Source organism: Paludisphaera mucosa (genome assembly GCF_029589435.1).
GTDB classification, from domain to species: domain Bacteria; phylum Planctomycetota; class Planctomycetia; order Isosphaerales; family Isosphaeraceae; genus Paludisphaera; species Paludisphaera mucosa.
This window is the reverse complement of record NZ_JARRAG010000002.1, coordinates 4,537,211-4,556,039: the sequence shown is the minus strand read 5'-3', so window position 1 is coordinate 4,556,039 and position 18,829 is coordinate 4,537,211. Positions and strand designations below refer to the sequence as shown.

Sequence of the window (18,829 nt, the reverse complement as noted above, 5' to 3'; positions counted from 1 at the left end):
GAATCCCGGCGGGGAGGGATGCGGTATGCGGCTCGTCTCGATCGACGCCCGTCGAATCACCGACGAGGACGCGCTGCACGACGCGTTCGCCGAGGCGTTCGGCTTCCCGCCCTTCTACGGCCGAAACATGAACGCGTGGATCGACTGCATGTCGTATCTCGACGATCCGTCGGCCGAGATGACCGCGTGGCACGTCGCCCCGGGGGAGGTCGTCGTGCTGGACCTCGGCGACGCGACCGACCTGTACCGCCGCCGTTCCGACTTGTACGCCGCGATCGTCGATTGCGCGGCGTTCGTGAACAAGCGGCGGATCGACGCGGGCGACGCGTCCGTCCTGGCCCTGGCCTACTTCAAGGATCCCTGAATCCCCGCGGAAGTCCCGACTCGACGCGTTGCCGGCCGGCGCCCCCCGGGTTATCCTGCCGATGAGGCTTCGAGCCCGGCCCTGGCGGCGCGTTCGAGACGAGGTGACGGCGAATGAACAAGAAAGAAATCCTCGAACGTATCGGCGACGGCCGCACCGACCTCGTCTTCGAACTCCTGTGCCTCCCCGACTGGCGGGAGGTCCTGGAGGAGGGGCCGGTCCGGGCGTTGCAATGGTTCGTCTATTACAACGACGTGACGGCGCTGAAGGCGGTGCTGGAGGCGGGCGGCGACCTCGGCAGCCTTTCGCTCGACGCGGAACTCGGCCACGCCGCCTTCTTCGGGCACTGGAAAGTCTGCGATTTCCTGATTCGGCACGGCGCCGACGTGAACGCCGCCCTGCCCGACACCGGCGAGACCCCCCTCCATGGCGCGCTCGCCAAGTCGGGCCGACCGTACTACCTCTACGTCGTCCGACTCCTCGTCGAACACGGTGCCGACGTGAACGCCCGGACGATCCCCGATCGAGAGACCGGCGCGTTCATGCGCGACGTCCGCACGAAGGGCGAGACGCCCCTGCACCGCGCCGCGGCCTACGGAGACGAGGCCGTCGTCTCGTTCCTCCTGGAGCACGGCGCAGATCGCGAGGCCCGGGACTGCCACGGCGATTCGCCCCTCTCCTGGGCCAGCGAACACCTGCGGCCGGGATCGATCCTGGCCCTCCTGACCTTCGGCCGCCATCGGATCGGCGAAGATTCGCGCAGGCGGATCGTCAGCGATCATGGCGCCGGATGGGGGAACGGCATGGAATGGAAGCTGCTGGGCGAGTACCTGCCCGAGAGCGGCCATCCTCCCGAGCCCGATCCGGCCGAGGACCCGAGATCGTGAATCCCCCGCGGCTCCGAAGTGCGGCGAGTCCCCGACCCCGGGGCGATTCGAAAGGGACGACCCAGGCCGATCGCGTCGCCGATGGGGGGGCGGTTCTCGCGTCCGGTGGAAGGCTCGGGGCGATCGGACGCTTCTGGACTCGCGGTCGGGCCGAGATACACTGGAGGCCATCATCCTCTCATCTTGAGGTCGTGCGTCGGGACATCTCGGTTCGATCTGGGCGTCGGGGGCCACGATCATGCGCGTCTGTCGATTCCGCTGCGACGACCTGATCCTCACGGGCTTCTACGGCGACAACGTGGTGATCCCGCTCGACCAGGCGGCCGACATGTACAGCCGCGAGACCGACAACGAGATGCTGCTGGCCGCCACCGAGGACCTGCTCGACCTCCTGCCCCCGGGCGGCGAGTCGTACGAGCAGGCGAGGCGGCTGCACGACTGGATCGAGGAGCTGGACGTCATCTCGCTCAACGAGCTGACCATCCCGCGCGAGGAGGTGCAGCTCCTGGTGCCGCTCCCCAGCCCCGGCAAGCTGCTCTTCCTGGCCGGGAACTATTCGAAGCACCTCGTCGAGCGCGGCTACACGTCGACCGAGCGCGACGAGACGTTCCCCTACGTCTTCATGAAGCCGCCGAGCACGACGCTCACCCACCCCGGCGACCCGATCGTCATCCCCCGGATCTCGCCCGACCAGATCGACTGGGAGTGCGAGCTGGGGGTCGTCGTCGGCAAGCGGTGCCGCGACGTGGCGGAGGCCGACGCCCTGGACTACGTGGCCGGCTACACGGTGGTCAACGACGTCAGCGACCGGTCGTTCCGGCCCAACCCCGGGCGGAAGCCCCGCGAGCGCGACAAGTTCTTCGACTGGCTCCACGGCAAGTGGCACGACACGTTCTGCCCGATGGGCCCGTGCATCCTCTCGGCCGACGCCGTGGCCGACCCCCAGGCGCTGGCGATCAAGCTGACGGTCAACGGCCAGGTCAAGCAGGACGCGTCGACCGCCGAGATGGTCTTCCCCGTGGCGGCCGTGGTGTCGTTCGTCTCGCGGTTCGTCACCCTGGAGCCGGGCGACGTGATCGCCACCGGCACGCCGTCGGGCGTGGGCTCGTCGACCGGGACGTTCCTCAAGCCGGGCGACCGCGTGCGGGCGACGATCGCGACGATCGGGACGCTGGAGAATCCGGTCCAGGCGGAAAATGAGGATGAATTCTGACCGGAGGTTCTGGGATAATCGCGGCCCGATCGAGTCGAGCCGCTCATCCCCCAGCCCGCCGGGAAGATCCGAATGACGTCGTTCCGCAAATTGATGGTGGCCAACCGGGGCGAGATCGCCATCCGCATCTTCCGCTCGGCGCATGAGCTGGGCATCCGCACGGTCGCCCTCTACTCGCACGAGGACCGATTCGCCCTGCACCGGCTCAAGGCCGACGAGGCGTACCAGATCGGCCAGGCCGGCGAGCCCATCCGGAGCTACCTGAACATCCAGGCGATCGTCGATCTGGCCGTCGAGAAGGGGGTCGACGCGATCCACCCCGGCTACGGGTTCCTGTCCGAGAACGCCGGCTTCGCCCGCGCCTGCGCCGCGGCCGGCATCGTCTTCGTCGGCCCGACGCCCGAGATCCTCGACAAGCTCGGCGACAAGGTCGCCGCGCGGACCCTGGCCGAGCAGGCCGGCGTGCCCGTGTTGAAGGGGAGCCCGCCGGTCCTCCCGGGCCCGGAGGCCCGCAAGGTCGCCGAGGCCATGGGCTTCCCCGTCATCATCAAGGCGTCGATGGGCGGCGGCGGCCGCGGGATGCGGGTCGTCGAGAAGGCCGAGGACTTCGACGGGGCCCTCGAACAGGCCCGCAGCGAGGCCCAGGCCGCCTTCGGCTGCCCCGACGCCTTCATCGAGAAGTTCATCCGCAAGGCCAAGCACATCGAGGTCCAGCTCCTCGGCGACAAGCACGGCCGCCTCGTCCACCTCTACGAGCGCGACTGCTCGATCCAGCGCCGGCACCAGAAGGTCATCGAGATCGCCCCCGCCTACAACCTCGACGAGGACCTCCGCCACGCCATCTGCGAGGCCGCCCTGAAGATCGGCGGGGCCGTCGGCTACGAGAACGCCGGCACCGTCGAGTTCCTGGTCGACGACGAGGCCGAGACCTTCTCGTTCATCGAGGTCAACCCCCGGCTCCAGGTCGAGCACACCGTCACCGAGATCGTCACCGGGGTCGACCTGGTCAAGAGCCAGATCCTGATCACCCAGGGCGAGCCGCTGTCGAATCCCGCCATCGGCATCGACGGCCAGGACTCGGTCCACACCGAGGGCTTCGCGATCCAGTGCCGGATCACCACCGAGGACCCGGCCAACAACTTCACCCCCGACTACGGCCGGATCACCCACTACCGCTCGTCCGGCGGCCCCGGCATCCGGCTCGACGGCGGCTCCACCACCACCGGCGCGATCGTCACGCCGTTCTACGACTCGCTGCTGGTCAAGGTCTCGTGCTACGGCCGCCGGTTCGTCGACGCCGCCTCGCGCATGGAGCGCGCGCTGCAGGAATACCGCATCCGGGGCGTGAAGACGAACATCCCTTTCCTGATCAACGTCGTCACGAACGAGACCTTCCTGGAAGGCCGCTGCACCACCCGGTTCATCGACCAGACCCCCGGGCTCTTCGAGTTCGCCGAGCGCCGCGACCGGGCGACGAAGCTCCTGGCGTACATCGGCGACGTCACCGTCAACGGCTTCCCGGGCGTCAAGCGCGACCCCGGCCGGAACGTGCCGTCGGAGCCGGCCCCGCCCGCCTACAAGCACCTGGAATCCCCCCCCGACGGAACCCGCCAGCGGCTGAAGCGGCTCGGGCCCGAGGGGTTCGCGAAGTGGGTCCGCGAGCAGAAGCCGCTGCTCGTGACCGACACCACCTTCCGCGACGCCCACCAGAGCCTGCTGGCCACCCGCCTGCGCACCCGCGACATGCTCCGCGTCGCCGACGCGTACGCCCACCGCCTGCCCCAGCTCTTCTCGCTGGAGATGTGGGGCGGCGCCACGTTCGACACCGCCATGCGGTTCCTCAAGGAAGACCCCTGGGAGCGCCTGACCGCGCTCCGCGAGCGGATCCCCAACATCCTCTTCCAGATGCTCATCCGGGGCTCGAACGCCGTCGGCTACACGAGCTACCCGGACGACGTCGTCGCGGCCTTCGTGAACGCCGCGACCGGGGCCGGCATCGACGTCTTCCGCGTCTTCGACTCGCTGAACTGGGTCCCCAACATGGGGGCGACCATCGAGGCCATCCGCAACGCCGGCGCGATCTGCGAGGCCGCCATCTGCTACACCGGCGACGTCCTCGACCCCGGCAAGACCAAGTACGACCTGAAGTACTACGTGGCCATGGCCAAGGACCTGGAGAAGCGCGGGACCAACCTGATCGCGATCAAGGACATGGCCGGCCTCTGCAAGCCGTTCGCCGCCGTCAAGCTGATCAAGACCCTGCGCGACGAGGTCGGCGTGCCGATCCACTTCCACACCCACGACATCGGCGGGGCCCAGGCGGCCAGCGTCCTGATGGGCGCCGAGGCCGGGCTCGACGTCGCCGACGGGGCCGTGGCTTCGATGTCCGGGCTGACCTCTCAGCCCAGCCTCAACGCCGTCGTCGAGTCGCTCCGGTTCACCGGCCGCGACACCGGGGTCGACCACCAGACCCTGATCGACGTCAGCCGCTACTGGGACGAGGTCCGCGACCTCTACAAGCCGTTCGAGTCCGGCCCGCGGTCGCCGGCCTCGGACCTGTACGACCTGGAGATGCCCGGCGGCCAGTACACGAACCTGTACCAGCAGGCCGACGCCCTGGGGCTCTCGCCGCGCTGGCTGGAGGTCTGCCGGTCGTACAGCGAGGTGAACGCGATGTTCGGCGACATCGTCAAGGTGACGCCGTCGTCGAAGGTCGTCGGCGACATGGCGCTGTTCCTCGTCGCCAACAACCTGACCCCGGACGACGTGATGGACCCCGACCGCGAGCTGGCCTTCCCGGACAGCGTGGTCGAGTTCATGGAAGGCCGCCTGGGCCAGCCCCCGGGCGGCTTCCCGCCGGCCTTGCAGAAGCGGATCCTCCGGGACCGCAAGCCCCTGACCGACCGCGCCGCCGCCAACCTGCCGCCGGCCGACTTCGACGCGATCCGCAAGAAGGTGGCCGAGATCCGCGGCGACGACGAGCCGGCCGAGGTCTCGGACTTCGACGTCCTCAGCTACCTGATGTATCCCCGGGTCTTCCCCGACCTCGTCGCCCACGAGAAGGCCTTCTCCGACACCTCGGTCCTCCCCACGCCGGTCTTCTTCTACGGGGCCGAGCCGGGCGAGGAGAACGTCTTCGAGATCGAGCCGGGCAAGACCCTGATCATCAAGCTGCTGGCGGTGGGCGAGCCCCACTCCGACGGCAAGCGCACGGTCTTCTTCGAGCTGAACGGCCAGCCCCGCGAGGTCGAGGTGCCGGACCGCTCGCTCGCGTCGTCGGTGGTCGAGACCCCCAAGGCCGACCCGGCCGACCCCATGCAGATCGGCTCGCCCCTGCCGGGCCTGATCGTCGGCGTGGCGGTGGCCGTGGGCGACCCCGTCCGCAAGGGCCAGAAGCTGTTCTCCATCGAGGCCATGAAGATGGAGACGACCATCACCGCCGAACGCCCCGGCCGCGTCGCCGAGCTGCCCGCGCGGGTGGGGCTGCAGGTCAAGGCCGGCGACCTGCTGCTCAAGCTGGTCGACGCCTGACGCGAGCGAGGCCCTCATGCCCCCGCCTCCGCCACCGCCCCCCTGGCCCTTCGTCCGCGAGGTCCTGATCTTCGACGAGCTGGAGTCGACCAGCACCGCCGCCCGGGCGATGTCGGTCGACCCCGGCCGGGCCCCGCCGTTCGCCGTCTGGGCGCGGCGGCAGACCCGGGGACGGGGCCAGCGGGCCAACGCCTGGTGGTCCGACGCGGGCTCGCTGACGTTCACCGTCGTCCTCGACCCGGCCGAGCACGGCGTCCGCCTCGACCAGGAGCCCCGGATCGCCCTCGTGACGGCCGTCGCCCTGATCGAGGCCGTCGCCGCCCTGGGCTGGCGCGACCCCGGCCTGGGCGTGCGCTGGCCCAACGACGTCGAGGTCGGCGGCCGGAAGGTCGCCGGGATCCTCCCCGAGCGGGTCGATACCCCGGCCGGCGACCGGATCCTCATCGGGGTGGGCGTGAACGTGGCGACCCGCCTCGACCTGGCGCCCCCCGAGGTCGCCGCGATGGCGACGTCCCTGGGCGCGCTCCAGCCGGAGCCCCTGACCCTCGACGTCCTGCCGAGGTTCCTGGCCGCGGCCCTGGACCGCTTGCCGACGGCCCTCCGCCGGCTGGCCGCCGACGACCCCGAGCTCGCCGCGACCTGGGCCCGCCTCGACCTGCTCCGGGGCCGTCCCCTACGCGCGGCCGTCGGCCCCCGCAACCTCGCCGGCGTCGGCCGGGGGATCGACCCCCAGGGCGCGCTCCTGCTCGACGACGGCCGCGAGGTCCACCGCCTCTTCGCCGGCCGCATCCTCCGCGACCCCTGATCGCCCCGGATGAGTGCTTAAATATTCCGCGCGTTTGACCTTCGATCAGTGCGCAATAAGATTCTCGTGTCTGGGGATCGAAGGGATTCGAGGCCGGGTGCGGGCCTTCGGCTCCGGATCTCGACGCATCGCGACGTCGGTGCCGACCGAGAAAACGCGGCATGCAGACCGAGCGGCCACGGGCTGCGGGGGAACCCGCCTCGCCGACCGCTCCGCCCTCACGAGGAAAGCGAGCGGTTGCGATGAAGGTCGTGCGCCGGATCTCCGGGTTGAGTTTGGCCGTGACGTGTGCGGTCGTCGGCCATGGGCTCGTCGGCTCCGAGGCGAAGGCGCAGGCGGCCGGGGCGCCCGCCGGGTGGTACGTCGTCCAGCCCGCTCCCGTCCCGGCGACGGCCGGGACGATCTACCGGTATCAGCCCCAACCGCCCCCCGTCTATTACGCGAACCCGGGCGTCCGGGTCGCCTCGCCGTTCGCCCGCCGCGCGCCCATTCGTCCCCCCCGCGGGACGCCCATCGGTCCGGCCAATCGGGAGTTTGGCACGGGCCGGACCTATCCCATGATCAAGCCCTGGCTGCCCAGCAGCCCTTAATCGACGGTCGAAGCCGCGAGGACGGGCGATCCGGCGTCAGCGGGCGGAGGTCCGCGCGGTCTCGTCGAGGAAGGTGAAGGGGACGGTCGGCTCGCCGTCGTCGAACGCGGGGGCGAAACGTCTCGCGGCCGGCGACCCCGTCCGGACGGGCTGGGATCGGAGCCGGGCGACTTCGCGTAGGGCGACGTCGCGTTCGCGTTCGAGGTGCTCGACTTCGGCCTGGAGCCGAGCGTTGCGGCCCTGGAGGGCGGCCAGCTCGTCGAGCAGCTTCATGACCTCGGCGCGGCCCTGCCAGGGGTCGTCGGGGTCGGGCGTGGGGGCTGCCTGGTCGGGGCGAAGCTCCCCGCCCCGGGCGTAGGGGGCCGTCGTCGGGGCGTCGAGGACCGACGGCCCGGGGGGATCGACCAGGAATTTGGCGCGGCAGTTCCCGCAGCGGACGTGCCTTCCCACGTACTTCGCGCGCACGCGGAGGCCCGTGGCGCACTCGGGGCAGGCGACCGCGACGTACTCCGCCCCTTCGAGGTCCAGCAGCGTGCTCGTCGCGTATTCCCCCGAGCTGGAGCCCGAGGCGATCAACGGTGCCGGGGCGATCGACCGCTCGCATCGCGGGCAGGTCACCGACCCCCCCTCGTACCCGCCGCTCACGCGCAGGCGCGTCGAGCAGTGGGGACAGACGACCAGGATGTCTGCGGAAGGTTCGCTCATGGCTAGGATCGATCCCTGGTGTTGAGCAAGCCGTCATGCAAGCCCGAGAGCCCGGAAGCAATCGCGAGGAGAAGTCATTATGGGTGATTCACGTCGATACAACCAAGAACAATTTTGCGCATCGCCGTCCCCCGGGCACCTCGAAACGGTGAGGCCCAGGGGCGTTGGTGCGAAAAATCAACGTCCGGAGGGCGGAATATGCCAAAGAAACGAAGCCTGACGGTTTCGACCGGCGACGCGAGAGGTCGCATCGCCGAATCGGCTCAGGCGGCAGCCGTCCCGTGGGACGTCAGGGCCCGGGCGCGGAAGCGGGCCCGGGCGCGAAGCGCGATGGCGCCGGCGGCGGCCGACCAGAGCACGAAGCCGACGGGCTCGGGCACGTTCGGCGTCGAGCCGCCGTTGTCGGTCCCGCCCCCCGAGCCGGGGTCGGTGCTCGTCTGCGGGATCGCGGTGATGGTGACGCCGGGGGTCGACGAGACCAGCTTGGGCGGGTCGCCGGCCAGGGCTCCGTCGATGCTGAGCGCGAAGTGCAGCTCGCCGCCGGCTTGCAGGCCCTGGCCGAAGAAGACCAGGCCCAGGAGCTGTTCGGGCGTGCCCGAGTCGGTCGCCGAGTCCTTGAGGGCGACGACGAGCTGGTCGGCGTCGAAGCCGTGGGAGTCGCCCAGGATGGTCAGCGGGCTCCCCTGGGTGCCGTCGGCCTTGGTGGGCGGGACGACGCCGCCGGCGGGCGTGACCAGCGCCACGACTTGGGGGCCGTCGATGTTGGCGGCGGGGGCCGGCAGGGGCGAGTCGGCCGTCAGTCGATAGTACGCGGTCGCCGTCGCGGCGTTGGGGTTGATCGCGGCGGCCGAGGCGCGGGGGGCCCAGGCCCCGAGCGCGAGCAGGGTGGAAGCCGCTAGAACTGCCGTGGGGGTGAATCCAGGACGCGTCACGGCGCGTATCCTCCTTGATAGCTGGACGTTGTCGGCGATGACCGGGTCGGACCGATCTCCTCGTCCTCGCCGCGAGCCCCGCCGCCCCGTTTTCCGGAGAATTCGGCAAGTTTTCGCGGGCCGAGATCCGATCCTCTCCATGAAGCGTGAGATTCCACCTCGCCCGCTTTCCCCGACCCGTCCGAATGGCGGGGGCAATCCTCCGGACTGCTCCCCCACCCGATCCGGGTCGTCGAGACGACCGCCCCACCGCCGCCCTCGCGCGGACCTTTCGATCCCCGCCCGGGACTCGTCGCGGCGACGCGGCCGCCCGCCTCCGATGGCGAGCCGGCCTCAAATCACACAGAGCCTGATTCCAAGACGTACAACCATCGATGCGCCAGCCTCCAGAAACCTGAGGGCCGCATTCTGCTGCGATCCCCCGGGCCGGTCAACCCCGAAACAACCCCCGCGACGGCCCCCCGGAGCCCGCCATGGCCGCCGCGCCGGCCGGCGGATAGGATGAACGGGGACGGACGACGAACCATCCCCTCTCGGGGCGAACCGATGCCGCCGCTCATCCTGTTCCTCCACCTGCTCGTGCTGCTCGCCGCGATGCTGCTCGCCGCGTTCCTGGCGGTCGTCCTGGCGATCTTCGCCGCGACCGCGCTGCTCGTCGCGTTCGTCCTCCACAAGCTGGGCTGGGACCGCCGCCTGATAGCCTACCTGGTGCACAAGCAGCGCGGCCGGACCTCGCCCCCGGTGAAGGTCTGGGTCGACGACCTTGACGCGCCGATCGAGGCCCGCTGGTCGTTCGACGATCCGGCCGCGAAGGGCCGCTGACGCATCGTGTGATAGGCTTCCCCCGGCGCGGGCGACGTTCCGAGACCGGCGCGGCGGCGAAGGCGGGCCCGACATGAGCGGCGCGGCGGGTGACAAGACGTTCTGCGAGTTCTTCGCCGGGATCGGCCTGGTGCGCGAGGCGCTCGGGGCGTCGGGGTGGTCGTGCATCTACGCCAACGACGTCGACCCCAAGAAACGGGCGCTCTACGAGAGCCGGTTCGGCGACGAGGGCCATTTCCACCTGGGCGACGTCTGGGAGACCGCCGAGGTCGTGGCGCGGATCGAGGGCCGGCCCCGGCTGGCGACGGCCTCGTTCCCCTGCGTCGACCTCTCGCTGGCCGGCCACGGCCGGGGGTTCGAGGGGCGGCACTCGTCGACCTTCTTCGGCTTCATCCGCGCGATGGAACAGCTCGGCGAGCGTCGACCGCCCCTGGTCCTGCTGGAGAACGTCACGGGCTTCCTCACCTCGGCCGGCGGCAAGGATTTCGAAGCCGCCGCGATGGCGCTCGCGGCGCTGGGTTACCGCCTCGACGCCTTCACCCTCGACGCCGCCATGTTCCTCCCCCAGAGCCGGCCCCGCGTGTTCGTCGTGGGCGCGGCCGAGGGGCTCAGCCCGCCCGGGACCGTGCTCAAGCCGCCCTCGGGCTGGCTGGCCGACGCCTGGTCCGAGCGCGTCGAGTCGGCCGACCGCCGCATCCGGCCGGCGCGGCTCGTCGACCTGATGCGGTCGATCGACCTGCCGACGGGCTGGATCGCGTTCGACGTCCCCGCGCCCCGGGGGGCGCCGCCGCACGTCGCGACCCTGATCGACCGCGACGACGGCCAGGACTGGTGGGACGCCGCGGCGGTCTCCAGGCACCGCGACATGATGCACGACCGCCACCGCGAGCGGATCGACGCGACGGCGGCCTCGGGCGGGTCGTTCGTCGGCACGATCTACCGCCGCAAGCGCGACGGCCGCACCCGCGCCGAGGTCCGCTTCGACGGCGTCGCCGGCTGCCTGCGCACGCCCCGCGGCGGGAGCGCCAAGCAGATCGTGATCGTGGTCGAGGCGGGCCGGATCCGGATGCGCTGGATGTCGCCCCGGGAGTACGCCCGGCTGCAGGGCGCGCCCGAGTTCCCGCTGGTCTCCAACACGATCCAGAACCTGTTCGGATTCGGCGACGCGGTCTGCGTGCCGGCCGTACAATGGATCGATCGGCACGTCCTGTCGCCGGCTTTCGCGACGGGGATCCCGGAGGCCCGGAGGACGCCTCGTGGTCGACAACCTGACGCCCGACCAGCGCCGGCGGACGATGCAGGCGGTGCAAGGGAAGAACACGTCGCTTGAGCGCAAGGTCTCGTCGGCCTTCCACCGCCTGGGCTGGCGGTATCGACGCAACTACAAGCTTTTGCCCGGCAAGTCCGACTTCGTGTTCACGAAGGCCCGCGTCGTCGTGTTCGTCGACGGCGACTTCTGGCACGGCTGGCGCTACCCGCAGTGGAAGCACAAGCTGTCGGACTTCTGGCGCGCCAAGATCGAGCGCAACCGCGCCCGCGACCGCCGCAACTTCGCCCTGCTCCGCCGCCGCGGCTGGGCCGTCCTCCGCCTCTGGGGCCACGACGTCGAGAAGAACCTCGACGCCTCGATCGAACGCGTGCGGGTCCTCCTGGAACGGGCTCGCGCGGCCGAGGAACAATCATGACGAGGAATACGATGATCGGTCTTCTCCGCGCCGTCGGCGCCACGTCCCTGCTGTTCCTGGCCGCGGGGCCGGCCGCGTCATGGGCCCGGGGCGACTCCGACGTCTCTTCGGGCCGCTACCCGTCGATCCAGGCCGCGCTCGACGCCAACCCCGGCAAGGTCGTCGAGGTCCCCCCGGGCGACCATGAGATCCATGAGACGATCCGGATCGCGACCGCGGGCGGCGGGCTGAGCGGCTCGGGGCGGATCATCCAGGCCGACCCCACAAAGGCCGTCGTCCGCATCGACCACGCCGACGGTGCCAGCCTCCGCGGCCTCACTCTGACCCGTCCCGAGGGCCGTCGGGAGACCGAGTTCGAGGCCGTGCTGGCCACCGACTCGCGCGACGTGGCCCTCGTGGACTTGAAGGTCGTCGACAACCAGACCCGGGCCGGGGCCGTCGAACTCTTGAACTGCGTCGATTCACAGGTCCGCGACTGCCTGGTCCAGAACTACCAGCGCGTGGGGATCGACGACCGGACGGGCACCCCCGATCAGGGGTTCGCCTTCCGCTGCATCATCGGCACGGGCGTCATGATTCGGGAATGCCAGGGGACCCTGATCCAGGGCAACCGGGTCCGCGAGGATCGGCTCGTCGCCACGCCCGAGGTCAAGCGCCAGTTCGAACTCGGCCGCATCATCAAGAAGAACGCCGTCCGGGGCCGGATCGCCAGCGCCCGCGACTGGGAGCGGGGCGAGACCGACAACTGGATGCAGGGGACGGCCATCCACGTCGCCTCGCCCGAGACGACCGATTGCACGCGGGTGATCGGCAACTACGTCGAGCGCGCGGGCCAGGGCTTCGACATCCACGCCGACCACGTCATCCTGTCGCAGAACATCGTCAACGACGCGCTCATCGGCATGAAGGCGATGCACGGCTCGAAGCACGTGATCGTGACGGGCAACCAGTTCATCAAGAACTCGCTCTGGAGCATCGGCATGATGCCCGGCGCCGCCTCGCTGCCGTCCCGGGCCGCCGAGGGCGACCGGCCAGCCCGCGCGGCGAACGTCGACGGCGGCTCGATCATCGCCAACAACATCATCACCGACTTCGGGCTCGGCCAGACCCGATGGATCTGGGGCGACGAGAGCGGCGGCTGCCCCTTCCGCTTCGACCACGGCCAGGTCCCCGAGAACCCTCCGCTGACCGACGTGATCATCCAGGGCAACCTGGTGTACGACACTGGCCGCGACACGCTGATCCGGGACGGCAAGCCCGAGGTCGTCCCGCCCCGATACCAGTACGCCGTCCGAGTCGAGGGCGGTCCGACCGCGCCCGTCGGGCTGCACTTCGCGAACAACGTCTTCCACCCCGGCGTCCGGGGGATCTCCAACGTCGAGCTGAAGCCCTGAGGCCGCGGCTTCATCGCGATCGTCAGGTAGACGTCTTCTTGCGTGCGCGCCGGGCCGCCGCGGTGTTGGTGACGACCTGCTTCCCCTTGCGCGAGCCCGCCTTCTTCTTCGCCTCAGTCGCCTTCCGCTCGGCGGGCGAGAGCTTCTCCCAAGCTTCCTTCGGCAGGTAACGCGCGGTTTCGCCTTCGCGGACGGCGGGCTTGCCGTCCTCGGTGGTCCACTCCTGGTCTGTCCACGCGTCGAGGTTTTGCTGGGCCTCGGTCTTTTTGCCGCGCGGCTTCTTGTAGCCGCCGCCGGCCTTCTTGTACTCGGTCGCCAGGAGTTGCGACTTGCGGGCGCTCCATTGGCCCGATTTGCCCCCCTTTTCGCCGGCCTGGATCTCGGCCTTCAGCCGGTCGCGCAGGTCGGGGTCCGTGTAGGTCGCGGGGGACGACTTGCGGGCCGTCTTCGAGGCCGCCGCCTTCTTCGCCGTGGCCACGGCGGTCAGGCCTCCGCCTTCTTCCGGGACGCGCCGCCGGCCTTCGCCTTGGACCTGCGATAGCGTTCGAGCAGCCGGGTCCCCTTCTCGGCGAGCTTCTGTGCGGCCTCGGCCGTCTTGGGGACGGGCTCGCCCCAGGCGTGGGCTTGCAGGGCCAGCCGCGTGGGCTTGCCGTCCTCGTCGCGTAGCGGCCCGCGCAGGGTCGCGTAATGCCGTCGCAGGAACGAGCCCTTGCGTTTCATCTCTTCGGGCGTCATCGCGCTGAGCGGCTTCTTCACGCCCGGCTTGAGGTTCGCACCCTCGGTCTTCTGGAAATACGCCCGCCCGGCCGCGGTCAGGCCCCCCTCGGGGTCCTTGCGAGCCTTGGCGGAGGATGACGAGCGGGTGCTGGCGGCCATGGAGAGACTCCAAGGGGACCGATGAATGGGTCGGTGATGTTTCCGAAGGGATCGGCGATCCCGAACGGACGGCCAGAACACGCAAAAGCTAAGCCAGGCCGACGTCGGGGCGGTCTCCCCCTTGGAAGTGCGCCGTCGGGACTCCAGGCGCAGCAAGTCGGCCGTCGCGAAGGCGGCGAAGCCCGCCCGAGAAAGGCGGGCGAGCCTCCTGGCGGTCGCCGAACAGGTGCGCGAGGAGAGGTCAAGGTCACGACCCGCACCGTCCACAACTGGAAAACGGGCGTGACGAATCCGTCGATCAAGAAGCTAGAGGCGACTCGGAGAGTAACGGGGGAAGTGCTGGCGGGGAATTTCAAGAAGCCCAAGCTGCGGCGCGGGCTTGTTTCGACGACGAACAGCAGCGAGTCTGACTCGATGAAATCTGGGGGCATTTCCTGAAGTTATTTGGGAAGTCCAACCCCCCCTCAAGCGGTAGGCGAGCGACGGTTCCCCGCCGACTCGCTTCTCAAGGCTGTGCGGGGGCGGCCCGGACGTAGATCGGGTTGGTGTAGACCCAGCCCCGGTCCTCGCCGTCGAGGGTGAGACAGCCTTCGACCCGATAAGCCCCGGGGGCCTCGATCCCGACTTCCAGCCGATCGCCGGTCGCCTCGGCGACGATCCGGCCGCCTTCCACGAGGCGGAGCTTGCAGGGGACGGGCGACCGGGCCTCGATGCGGCCTGCGGGCTTGTAGGGGATCTCGTCGCCCATCGAGGCGACCGGTTTTCCCTCGGCGATCAGGTCGAATCGGAAGCCGGTCGGGTCGCACATCCAGTCGTGGGAGACGTAGGCGCGCCCCCGGCGGAGCGCTTCTCGGAGGGCCGATTCGGTCGCCTCGGGGGCGAGGAGGTGGGTGCTGACGTTCGCAAACGATCGGTGGTAGGGGTCGAGGTCCACCCGGGCCAGGACGTCCCCCGCCGCGCGCCCCCGGGTCATCTCGCGGAGCCCGGGGCGGAGCTTGGCCGAGACCCGACGCATCTGGTCGTCGCGGTCCACGTTGGTGCCGACCAGGACGGTCTCGGGGTCGACCATCTTCACGATCAAAATCTGGTTGTGATGGCAGTCGTTCGCCGCGACGCCGGTGAGCCGCTTCGCACGGGTCTCGCGGTCCCACTTGGCCAGGTAGTCGTCGGGATAGGTGAGCTGGGCGCCGAAGAGTTCGTCGGGATACCGCCGGAGGTCGTCCTCGAGGACCCGGAGCGCGGCGGGGTCGGTGAGCCGGAGGACCAGCGACGCCACGCCGGCGAGGTCCTTCTTGGCGTCGGCGTGGCGGTTGTAGATCTCCATCCCGTCGAGATTCGCCATGTCGTGGTCGGGCCGCTCCTCGACGTGCGAGAGGAAGGCGAGCCCGCCGTCGAGCCGCACGGCCTCCAGGAGGGCGGAAGGGGGTCCTTCCATCTTGTCGAGGACCGATTTCGTCGGGCAGAGGAGGAACCCCCGGGCCTCGGAGCCCGGCACGAAGAGGACCCCGTCGCGAGGCCCTCGCCAACTGTCGAGGAAGAAGTCGCGGGGCGGCCGGTGATGGTCGCTCAGGAAGATCGCGGCGACCCCCGCGAGCTTCGCCTCGGCGAGCATCTCGGGGCGGGTCCCCCCGGTGTGCGCCGAGTCCTCGGCGTGGGCGTGGAAGATCGCCCGGTGGTCGATCAGGCCGGGCGACGGCTCGACCGGCTTCCTCGACGCCCGGATGGCCCGGACGTCGTCGTGGGTGGCCTTGAGTCGTTCGGTCGCCATCCGCTCGACCGGCGAGCGTTTCAGGCCCGGCGGGGCGGCCCCGCCGACGACCGTCGCGATCGCGATCGCGATCCAGTAGAGACGCTTCGTCGCGTGCATCGCCTGATCCCTCCGATTCCGCGGGGTCCGAGGCCGTCCAGCTCGGATCAATACGAGTCGGCGCTGGAGGACCTCGCCGGCCTGGATCGAGTCGAGGCCGTTCCAGATCGTAGCGTTGATCATGTTCTCGAGGAAAAGGGGGATCGACCTGGGGTCGGATCGCGGTCCCCGGTCCTGGAGACGTGGGGCCGGCTCCCCCGCCCGGATGAGCCTGCGGGCGGGGGCGGCGGACCGGGTCGTCACCGCGCCGTGTCGGGCGGGATGATGCTGGGGAGTTCGAGGCGGGGGCGGCCGCCGCCCTTGGTGTTGAGGAGCTGGTGCTTGGCCTGGGTGGTCTGGCCGAGGCCGTGGATCTTGATGAAGCCCATGGCGGCGGTGGCGTCGTACTGGTCGCCTTCCTCGTAGGTCGCCAGCTCGTGGCGGTAGAGGCTGTGCGGGCTCTTGCGGCCGACGACGATCAGGCCCCCCTTGTACAGCTTCATCCGGACCACGCCCGAGACGTACTGCTGGTTCGAGACCGTGAACGCCATCAGGTCCTGGTGGAGCTGGCTGAACCAGAGGCCGTTGTAGATCAGGTCGGCGTACGTCTGGCTGACGTGCGTCTTGAACCGCTGCGATTCCTTCGAGAGCGTGAGGAACTCCAGCTCCTTGTGGGCCTCGTTGAGCAGGACCGCGCCGGGGGCCTCGTAGATCTCGCGCGACTTGATGCCGACGAGGCGGTTCTCGATGTGGTCGATCCGGCCGACGCCGTGCTTGCCGGCCGTCTTGTTGGCGGCCTCGATCAGCTCGATGCCGTCCATCTCGACGCCGTTCCAGGCGGTCGGGCGGCCCTGCTCGAAGGTGATCTCGACCTCCTCGGGCTCGTCGGGGGCGTCCTTGGGGTCGACGGTCCACTGGAAGGTCTCGGCCGGGGGTGCGACCCAGGGGTCTTCCAAAATCCCGGCCTCGATCGAGCGGCCCCAGATGTTCTGGTCGGTGCTGAAGATCGACTTCTTGGTCGCCTCGACCTCGATGCCGTGCTTGGCGGCGTACTCCAGCTCCTGCGTCCGGGTCCACTTCCACTCGCGGACCGGGGCGACGATCTTGAGGTCCGGGGCGAGCGTCTGGAACGTGACGTCGAACCGGACCTGGTCGTTCCCCTTGCCGGTGCAGCCGTGAGCCACGGCCGTCGCGCCGTGCTCGCGGGCGACGCGGACCATCAACTGCGCGATCAGCGGCCGCCCCAGCGCCGTGGCGAGCGGGTACTTCCCCTCATAGAGCGCGCCGGCCATCAGCGACGGCCAGACGAAGTAGTCGATGAAGAGGTTGCGGGCGTCCTCGGCGATCGCGTCGACCGCGCCGGTCCGCAGCGCCTTGTCGCGGATCGCGTGGATGTCCTGCCCCTGCCCGAGGTCGCAGGTGTAGGCGATGACGTCCATGTCGTACGTTTCGTTGATCCACTTGACGGCCACCGACGTATCGAGGCCGCCGCTGTAGGCGAGGACGATCTTCTCACGCGCCACGGCTGTAGGTGCTTTCTCTGGGGTTGCGAGGGCTGAAAATTCGCGGCGTCACCAGATTCTGGCGACGTACTCCCGAAAGTCGTCGAGCGGTTCGTCGAAGTCCGGGGCCATGTGAAGGATGGTCCCCCTCATCGTCCCCAGCCGGCGGGGCCTTTGCTGGGGAGTGGCGGTCAGGGTCAGGCGGGCCACGGGACGGTCGTCCTCGGTGATGACGATCTCCTCGCCGGGCGCGAGCCGATGGATCACCTCCGACAGGCGGGCCTGGGCTTCCTGGATCGTGATGGTGCTCACGGCGACTTCCTTCGCGAGGGGACCCGGGGCCGTAGGGATGAAGCCGGCACCGGCCTCCATTATTTCGGGAACGATCGGGGTTCGACAAGCGGTCCCCGACGACGGGGTGTCCCCAGCCGGGCGGTCCTGCGTCGTCATGCGAATTGGGAGCCTTCTCGCGGTATCATGGAGGTCCGGAGGCGGGGTGGTCTCGGGGGCGGTGACGAGACGAGATGACCGGGGGGGCGGCCATCAGGCCGGGTTCGTCTTGGACGATGCGACGCAAAAGCGGATGGAGGAACTATCCTACGTCGAGGCCGTCCGGAAGCGCCCGGGCATGTACGTCGGCGACAGGGGGTTCTTCGGGTTCATCCAGTACCTCGTCTGCCCCGTCGTGTTGACGCTGTCGCGGGGGGCGAAGCGGGTGGCCGTGACCGTCGAAGCCGGCGGGTTCGTCGTCGAATCCGACGCCGTCGTCCCGATCGGGGAGTCGACGAGCGGCCGTTTGGTCCCGTTCGAGGAGTGCCCGGTCTCGAGGCCGGGGCACGACTTCGAGGGGACCGTGCTGAACGCCCTGTCCGAGCGCCTGACGGTCGAGGTCAGGGAGGGGCGTCGTCTGGTGACCCTGGCCTTCCGCCGCGGGGCTCTCGAATCCCGGCGCGAGATGGAAGTCCGGTCGGAGGAGCCGGGGACCACCCTGAGGTTCGTCCCCGATACTTCGATCTTCACCATCACGGACCTCTCCCCGGAAATCTTCCGGAGCTACCTGCGCCGGCTCAGCTTCCTCCATCACGGCGTACGGTTTTCCCTGAACGTCGGGGGGGACGTCCGGGAGTACTTCGCCCCGCGCGGGATCGTCGACCTCTTCGATTCGGTAGCGGCCCCGTACCAGCTCCTGCACGAGCCGATCCACTTCGTCGCCGAGGAGGGCGATCTCCGGCTGGAGGCGGCCTTCGCGTACCAGAGTTGGACGGGGGACGCGGTGTGCTGCTTCATCAACAACGGCCGGGCCGTCGAGGGGGGCACGCACGAGCAAGGACTGAAGGACGCGTTACACCGGATCTACCGCGACTTCAAGCTGCCGAAGTCCTTGAAGGCCGACCGAAACGGCGTCGTCGGCGTCGTGTCCATCCGGTATCCCGGCGCGGTCTGGGAAGGCTGCATCAAGGCCCGGATCGGGAACCCGGAGCTTCGGGAGATGGTCCGCGACCTGTTCATCCGGGGGGCCCTGGAATGGCAGCGAGACCATCCCGAGGTCGCGAAGCAGTTGCCGAAGATCCGGACGTTCGCGTTCCCCGAAATTTGGTCCTGGTGAGGCGGCCCCGGGGGCGGGGCCTCCCCACCCGGGCGTTCTTTCGTCGTCACGCGAATGGGAGCCCTTCGCGG

At 69.8% G+C, this 18,829-nt stretch carries 18 protein-coding genes; 11 read left to right on the top strand and 7 right to left on the bottom strand.

Features of this window, described 5'->3' with window-relative positions; translation table 11 throughout:
• Nucleotides 1-25 precede the first annotated feature (25 nt).
• The 6 genes from PZE19_RS27610 to PZE19_RS27585 all read left to right on the top strand — a co-directional run bounded on the left by PZE19_RS27610 (nt 26) and on the right by PZE19_RS27585 (nt 7,390).
• Entirely contained in the window at nt 26-364 is a 339-nt protein-coding gene (locus PZE19_RS27610) for a barstar family protein (protein ID WP_277863825.1), read from the top strand.
• A gap of 113 nt (nt 365-477) precedes the next feature.
• Nucleotides 478-1,251, top strand: coding sequence for an ankyrin repeat domain-containing protein (locus tag PZE19_RS27605; protein ID WP_277863824.1), 774 nt, complete (start codon nt 478-480; stop codon nt 1,249-1,251).
• Between the two features lie 238 nt (nt 1,252-1,489).
• Nucleotides 1,490-2,464, top strand: coding sequence for a fumarylacetoacetate hydrolase family protein (locus tag PZE19_RS27600; RefSeq protein ID WP_277863823.1), 975 nt, complete (start codon nt 1,490-1,492; stop codon nt 2,462-2,464).
• A gap of 72 nt (nt 2,465-2,536) precedes the next feature.
• The gene (locus PZE19_RS27595; RefSeq protein WP_277863822.1) at nt 2,537-5,995 is read left to right on the top strand and encodes a pyruvate carboxylase; all 3,459 of its coding nucleotides are present in this window, start codon (nt 2,537-2,539) and stop codon (nt 5,993-5,995) included.
• A gap of 16 nt (nt 5,996-6,011) precedes the next feature.
• Entirely contained in the window at nt 6,012-6,800 is a 789-nt protein-coding gene (locus PZE19_RS27590; protein ID WP_277863821.1) for a biotin--[acetyl-CoA-carboxylase] ligase, read from the top strand.
• A gap of 242 nt (nt 6,801-7,042) precedes the next feature.
• Nucleotides 7,043-7,390, top strand: coding sequence for a hypothetical protein (locus PZE19_RS27585; protein WP_277863820.1), 348 nt, complete (start codon nt 7,043-7,045; stop codon nt 7,388-7,390).
• Between the two features lie 36 nt (nt 7,391-7,426).
• Here the strand turns inward: PZE19_RS27585 and PZE19_RS27580 are convergent, their stop codons facing one another.
• Nucleotides 7,427-8,095, bottom strand: a complete 669-nt coding sequence (locus PZE19_RS27580) for a hypothetical protein (RefSeq protein ID WP_277863819.1) — start codon at nt 8,093-8,095, stop codon at nt 7,427-7,429.
• A gap of 263 nt (nt 8,096-8,358) precedes the next feature.
• Nucleotides 8,359-9,027: a hypothetical protein gene (locus PZE19_RS27575; RefSeq protein WP_277863818.1), complete on the bottom strand. Its 669-nt coding sequence runs from the start codon at nt 9,025-9,027 to the stop codon at nt 8,359-8,361.
• Nucleotides 9,028-9,573: 546 nt separating this feature from the next.
• Here PZE19_RS27575 and PZE19_RS27570 point away from each other — a divergent pair.
• From PZE19_RS27570 to PZE19_RS27555, 4 genes are all read left to right on the top strand, one after another.
• Complete coding sequence (locus PZE19_RS27570) at nt 9,574-9,849, top strand: hypothetical protein (RefSeq protein WP_277863817.1); 276 nt, start codon at nt 9,574-9,576, stop codon at nt 9,847-9,849.
• Between the two features lie 73 nt (nt 9,850-9,922).
• On the top strand, nt 9,923-11,179 hold the full coding sequence (locus tag PZE19_RS27565) for a DNA cytosine methyltransferase (protein WP_277863816.1): 1,257 nt from the start codon (nt 9,923-9,925) through the stop codon (nt 11,177-11,179).
• Nucleotides 11,106-11,534 (top strand): very short patch repair endonuclease, encoded by a 429-nt coding sequence (locus PZE19_RS27560; protein ID WP_277863815.1) that lies wholly within the window; start codon nt 11,106-11,108, stop codon nt 11,532-11,534. The genes PZE19_RS27565 and PZE19_RS27560 overlap by 74 nt, the downstream gene beginning before the upstream one ends.
• Before the next feature lie 11 nt (nt 11,535-11,545).
• Nucleotides 11,546-12,928 carry a right-handed parallel beta-helix repeat-containing protein gene (locus PZE19_RS27555; protein WP_277863814.1) on the top strand — a complete coding sequence of 461 codons (1,383 nt, stop codon included), beginning with the start codon at nt 11,546-11,548 and terminating at the stop codon, nt 12,926-12,928.
• A 22-nt stretch (nt 12,929-12,950) separates the two neighbouring features.
• On the opposite strand, the gene PZE19_RS27550 is transcribed toward PZE19_RS27555, so the two are convergent.
• The 5 genes from PZE19_RS27550 to PZE19_RS27530 form a co-directional block, all read right to left on the bottom strand.
• Complete coding sequence (locus PZE19_RS27550) at nt 12,951-13,406, bottom strand: DUF5872 domain-containing protein (protein ID WP_277863813.1); 456 nt, start codon at nt 13,404-13,406, stop codon at nt 12,951-12,953.
• Nucleotides 13,407-13,411: 5 nt separating this feature from the next.
• Nucleotides 13,412-13,804: a DUF6321 domain-containing protein gene (locus PZE19_RS27545; protein ID WP_277863812.1), complete on the bottom strand. Its 393-nt coding sequence runs from the start codon at nt 13,802-13,804 to the stop codon at nt 13,412-13,414.
• Nucleotides 13,805-14,309: 505 nt separating this feature from the next.
• Nucleotides 14,310-15,671, bottom strand: coding sequence for a CehA/McbA family metallohydrolase domain-containing protein (locus tag PZE19_RS27540; protein WP_277863811.1), 1,362 nt, complete (start codon nt 15,669-15,671; stop codon nt 14,310-14,312).
• Nucleotides 15,672-15,910: 239 nt separating this feature from the next.
• On the bottom strand, nt 15,911-17,173 hold the full coding sequence (locus tag PZE19_RS27535) for an argininosuccinate synthase (protein ID WP_277863810.1): 1,263 nt from the start codon (nt 17,171-17,173) through the stop codon (nt 15,911-15,913).
• 48 nt (nt 17,174-17,221) lie between these two features.
• The gene (locus tag PZE19_RS27530) at nt 17,222-17,464 is read right to left on the bottom strand and encodes a type II toxin-antitoxin system Phd/YefM family antitoxin (protein WP_277863809.1); all 243 of its coding nucleotides are present in this window, start codon (nt 17,462-17,464) and stop codon (nt 17,222-17,224) included.
• A 271-nt stretch (nt 17,465-17,735) separates the two neighbouring features.
• Between PZE19_RS27530 and PZE19_RS27525 the strand changes: the two genes are divergently transcribed.
• Nucleotides 17,736-18,758, top strand: a complete 1,023-nt coding sequence (locus PZE19_RS27525; protein WP_277863808.1) for a hypothetical protein — start codon at nt 17,736-17,738, stop codon at nt 18,756-18,758.
• Nucleotides 18,759-18,829 lie beyond the last annotated feature (71 nt).

What these genes read in the sequence shown, in the direction of transcription:
- PZE19_RS27610 (WP_277863825.1), top strand. Translation starts at nt 26, where the DNA reads ATGCGGCTCGTCTCGATCGACGCCCGTCGAATCACCGACGAGGACGCG.
- PZE19_RS27605 (WP_277863824.1), top strand. Translation starts at nt 478, where the DNA reads ATGAACAAGAAAGAAATCCTCGAACGTATCGGCGACGGCCGCACCGAC.
- PZE19_RS27600 (WP_277863823.1), top strand. Translation starts at nt 1,490, where the DNA reads ATGCGCGTCTGTCGATTCCGCTGCGACGACCTGATCCTCACGGGCTTC.
- PZE19_RS27595 (WP_277863822.1), top strand. Translation starts at nt 2,537, where the DNA reads ATGACGTCGTTCCGCAAATTGATGGTGGCCAACCGGGGCGAGATCGCC.
- PZE19_RS27590 (WP_277863821.1), top strand. Translation starts at nt 6,012, where the DNA reads ATGCCCCCGCCTCCGCCACCGCCCCCCTGGCCCTTCGTCCGCGAGGTC.
- PZE19_RS27585 (WP_277863820.1), top strand. Translation starts at nt 7,043, where the DNA reads ATGAAGGTCGTGCGCCGGATCTCCGGGTTGAGTTTGGCCGTGACGTGT.
- PZE19_RS27580 (WP_277863819.1), bottom strand. Translation starts at nt 8,095, where the DNA reads ATGAGCGAACCTTCCGCAGACATCCTGGTCGTCTGTCCCCACTGCTCG.
- PZE19_RS27570 (WP_277863817.1), top strand. Translation starts at nt 9,574, where the DNA reads ATGCCGCCGCTCATCCTGTTCCTCCACCTGCTCGTGCTGCTCGCCGCG.
- PZE19_RS27565 (WP_277863816.1), top strand. Translation starts at nt 9,923, where the DNA reads ATGAGCGGCGCGGCGGGTGACAAGACGTTCTGCGAGTTCTTCGCCGGG.
- PZE19_RS27555 (WP_277863814.1), top strand. Translation starts at nt 11,546, where the DNA reads ATGATCGGTCTTCTCCGCGCCGTCGGCGCCACGTCCCTGCTGTTCCTG.
- PZE19_RS27545 (WP_277863812.1), bottom strand. Translation starts at nt 13,804, where the DNA reads ATGGCCGCCAGCACCCGCTCGTCATCCTCCGCCAAGGCTCGCAAGGAC.
- PZE19_RS27540 (WP_277863811.1), bottom strand. Translation starts at nt 15,671, where the DNA reads ATGCACGCGACGAAGCGTCTCTACTGGATCGCGATCGCGATCGCGACG.
- PZE19_RS27525 (WP_277863808.1), top strand. Translation starts at nt 17,736, where the DNA reads ATGGAGGAACTATCCTACGTCGAGGCCGTCCGGAAGCGCCCGGGCATG.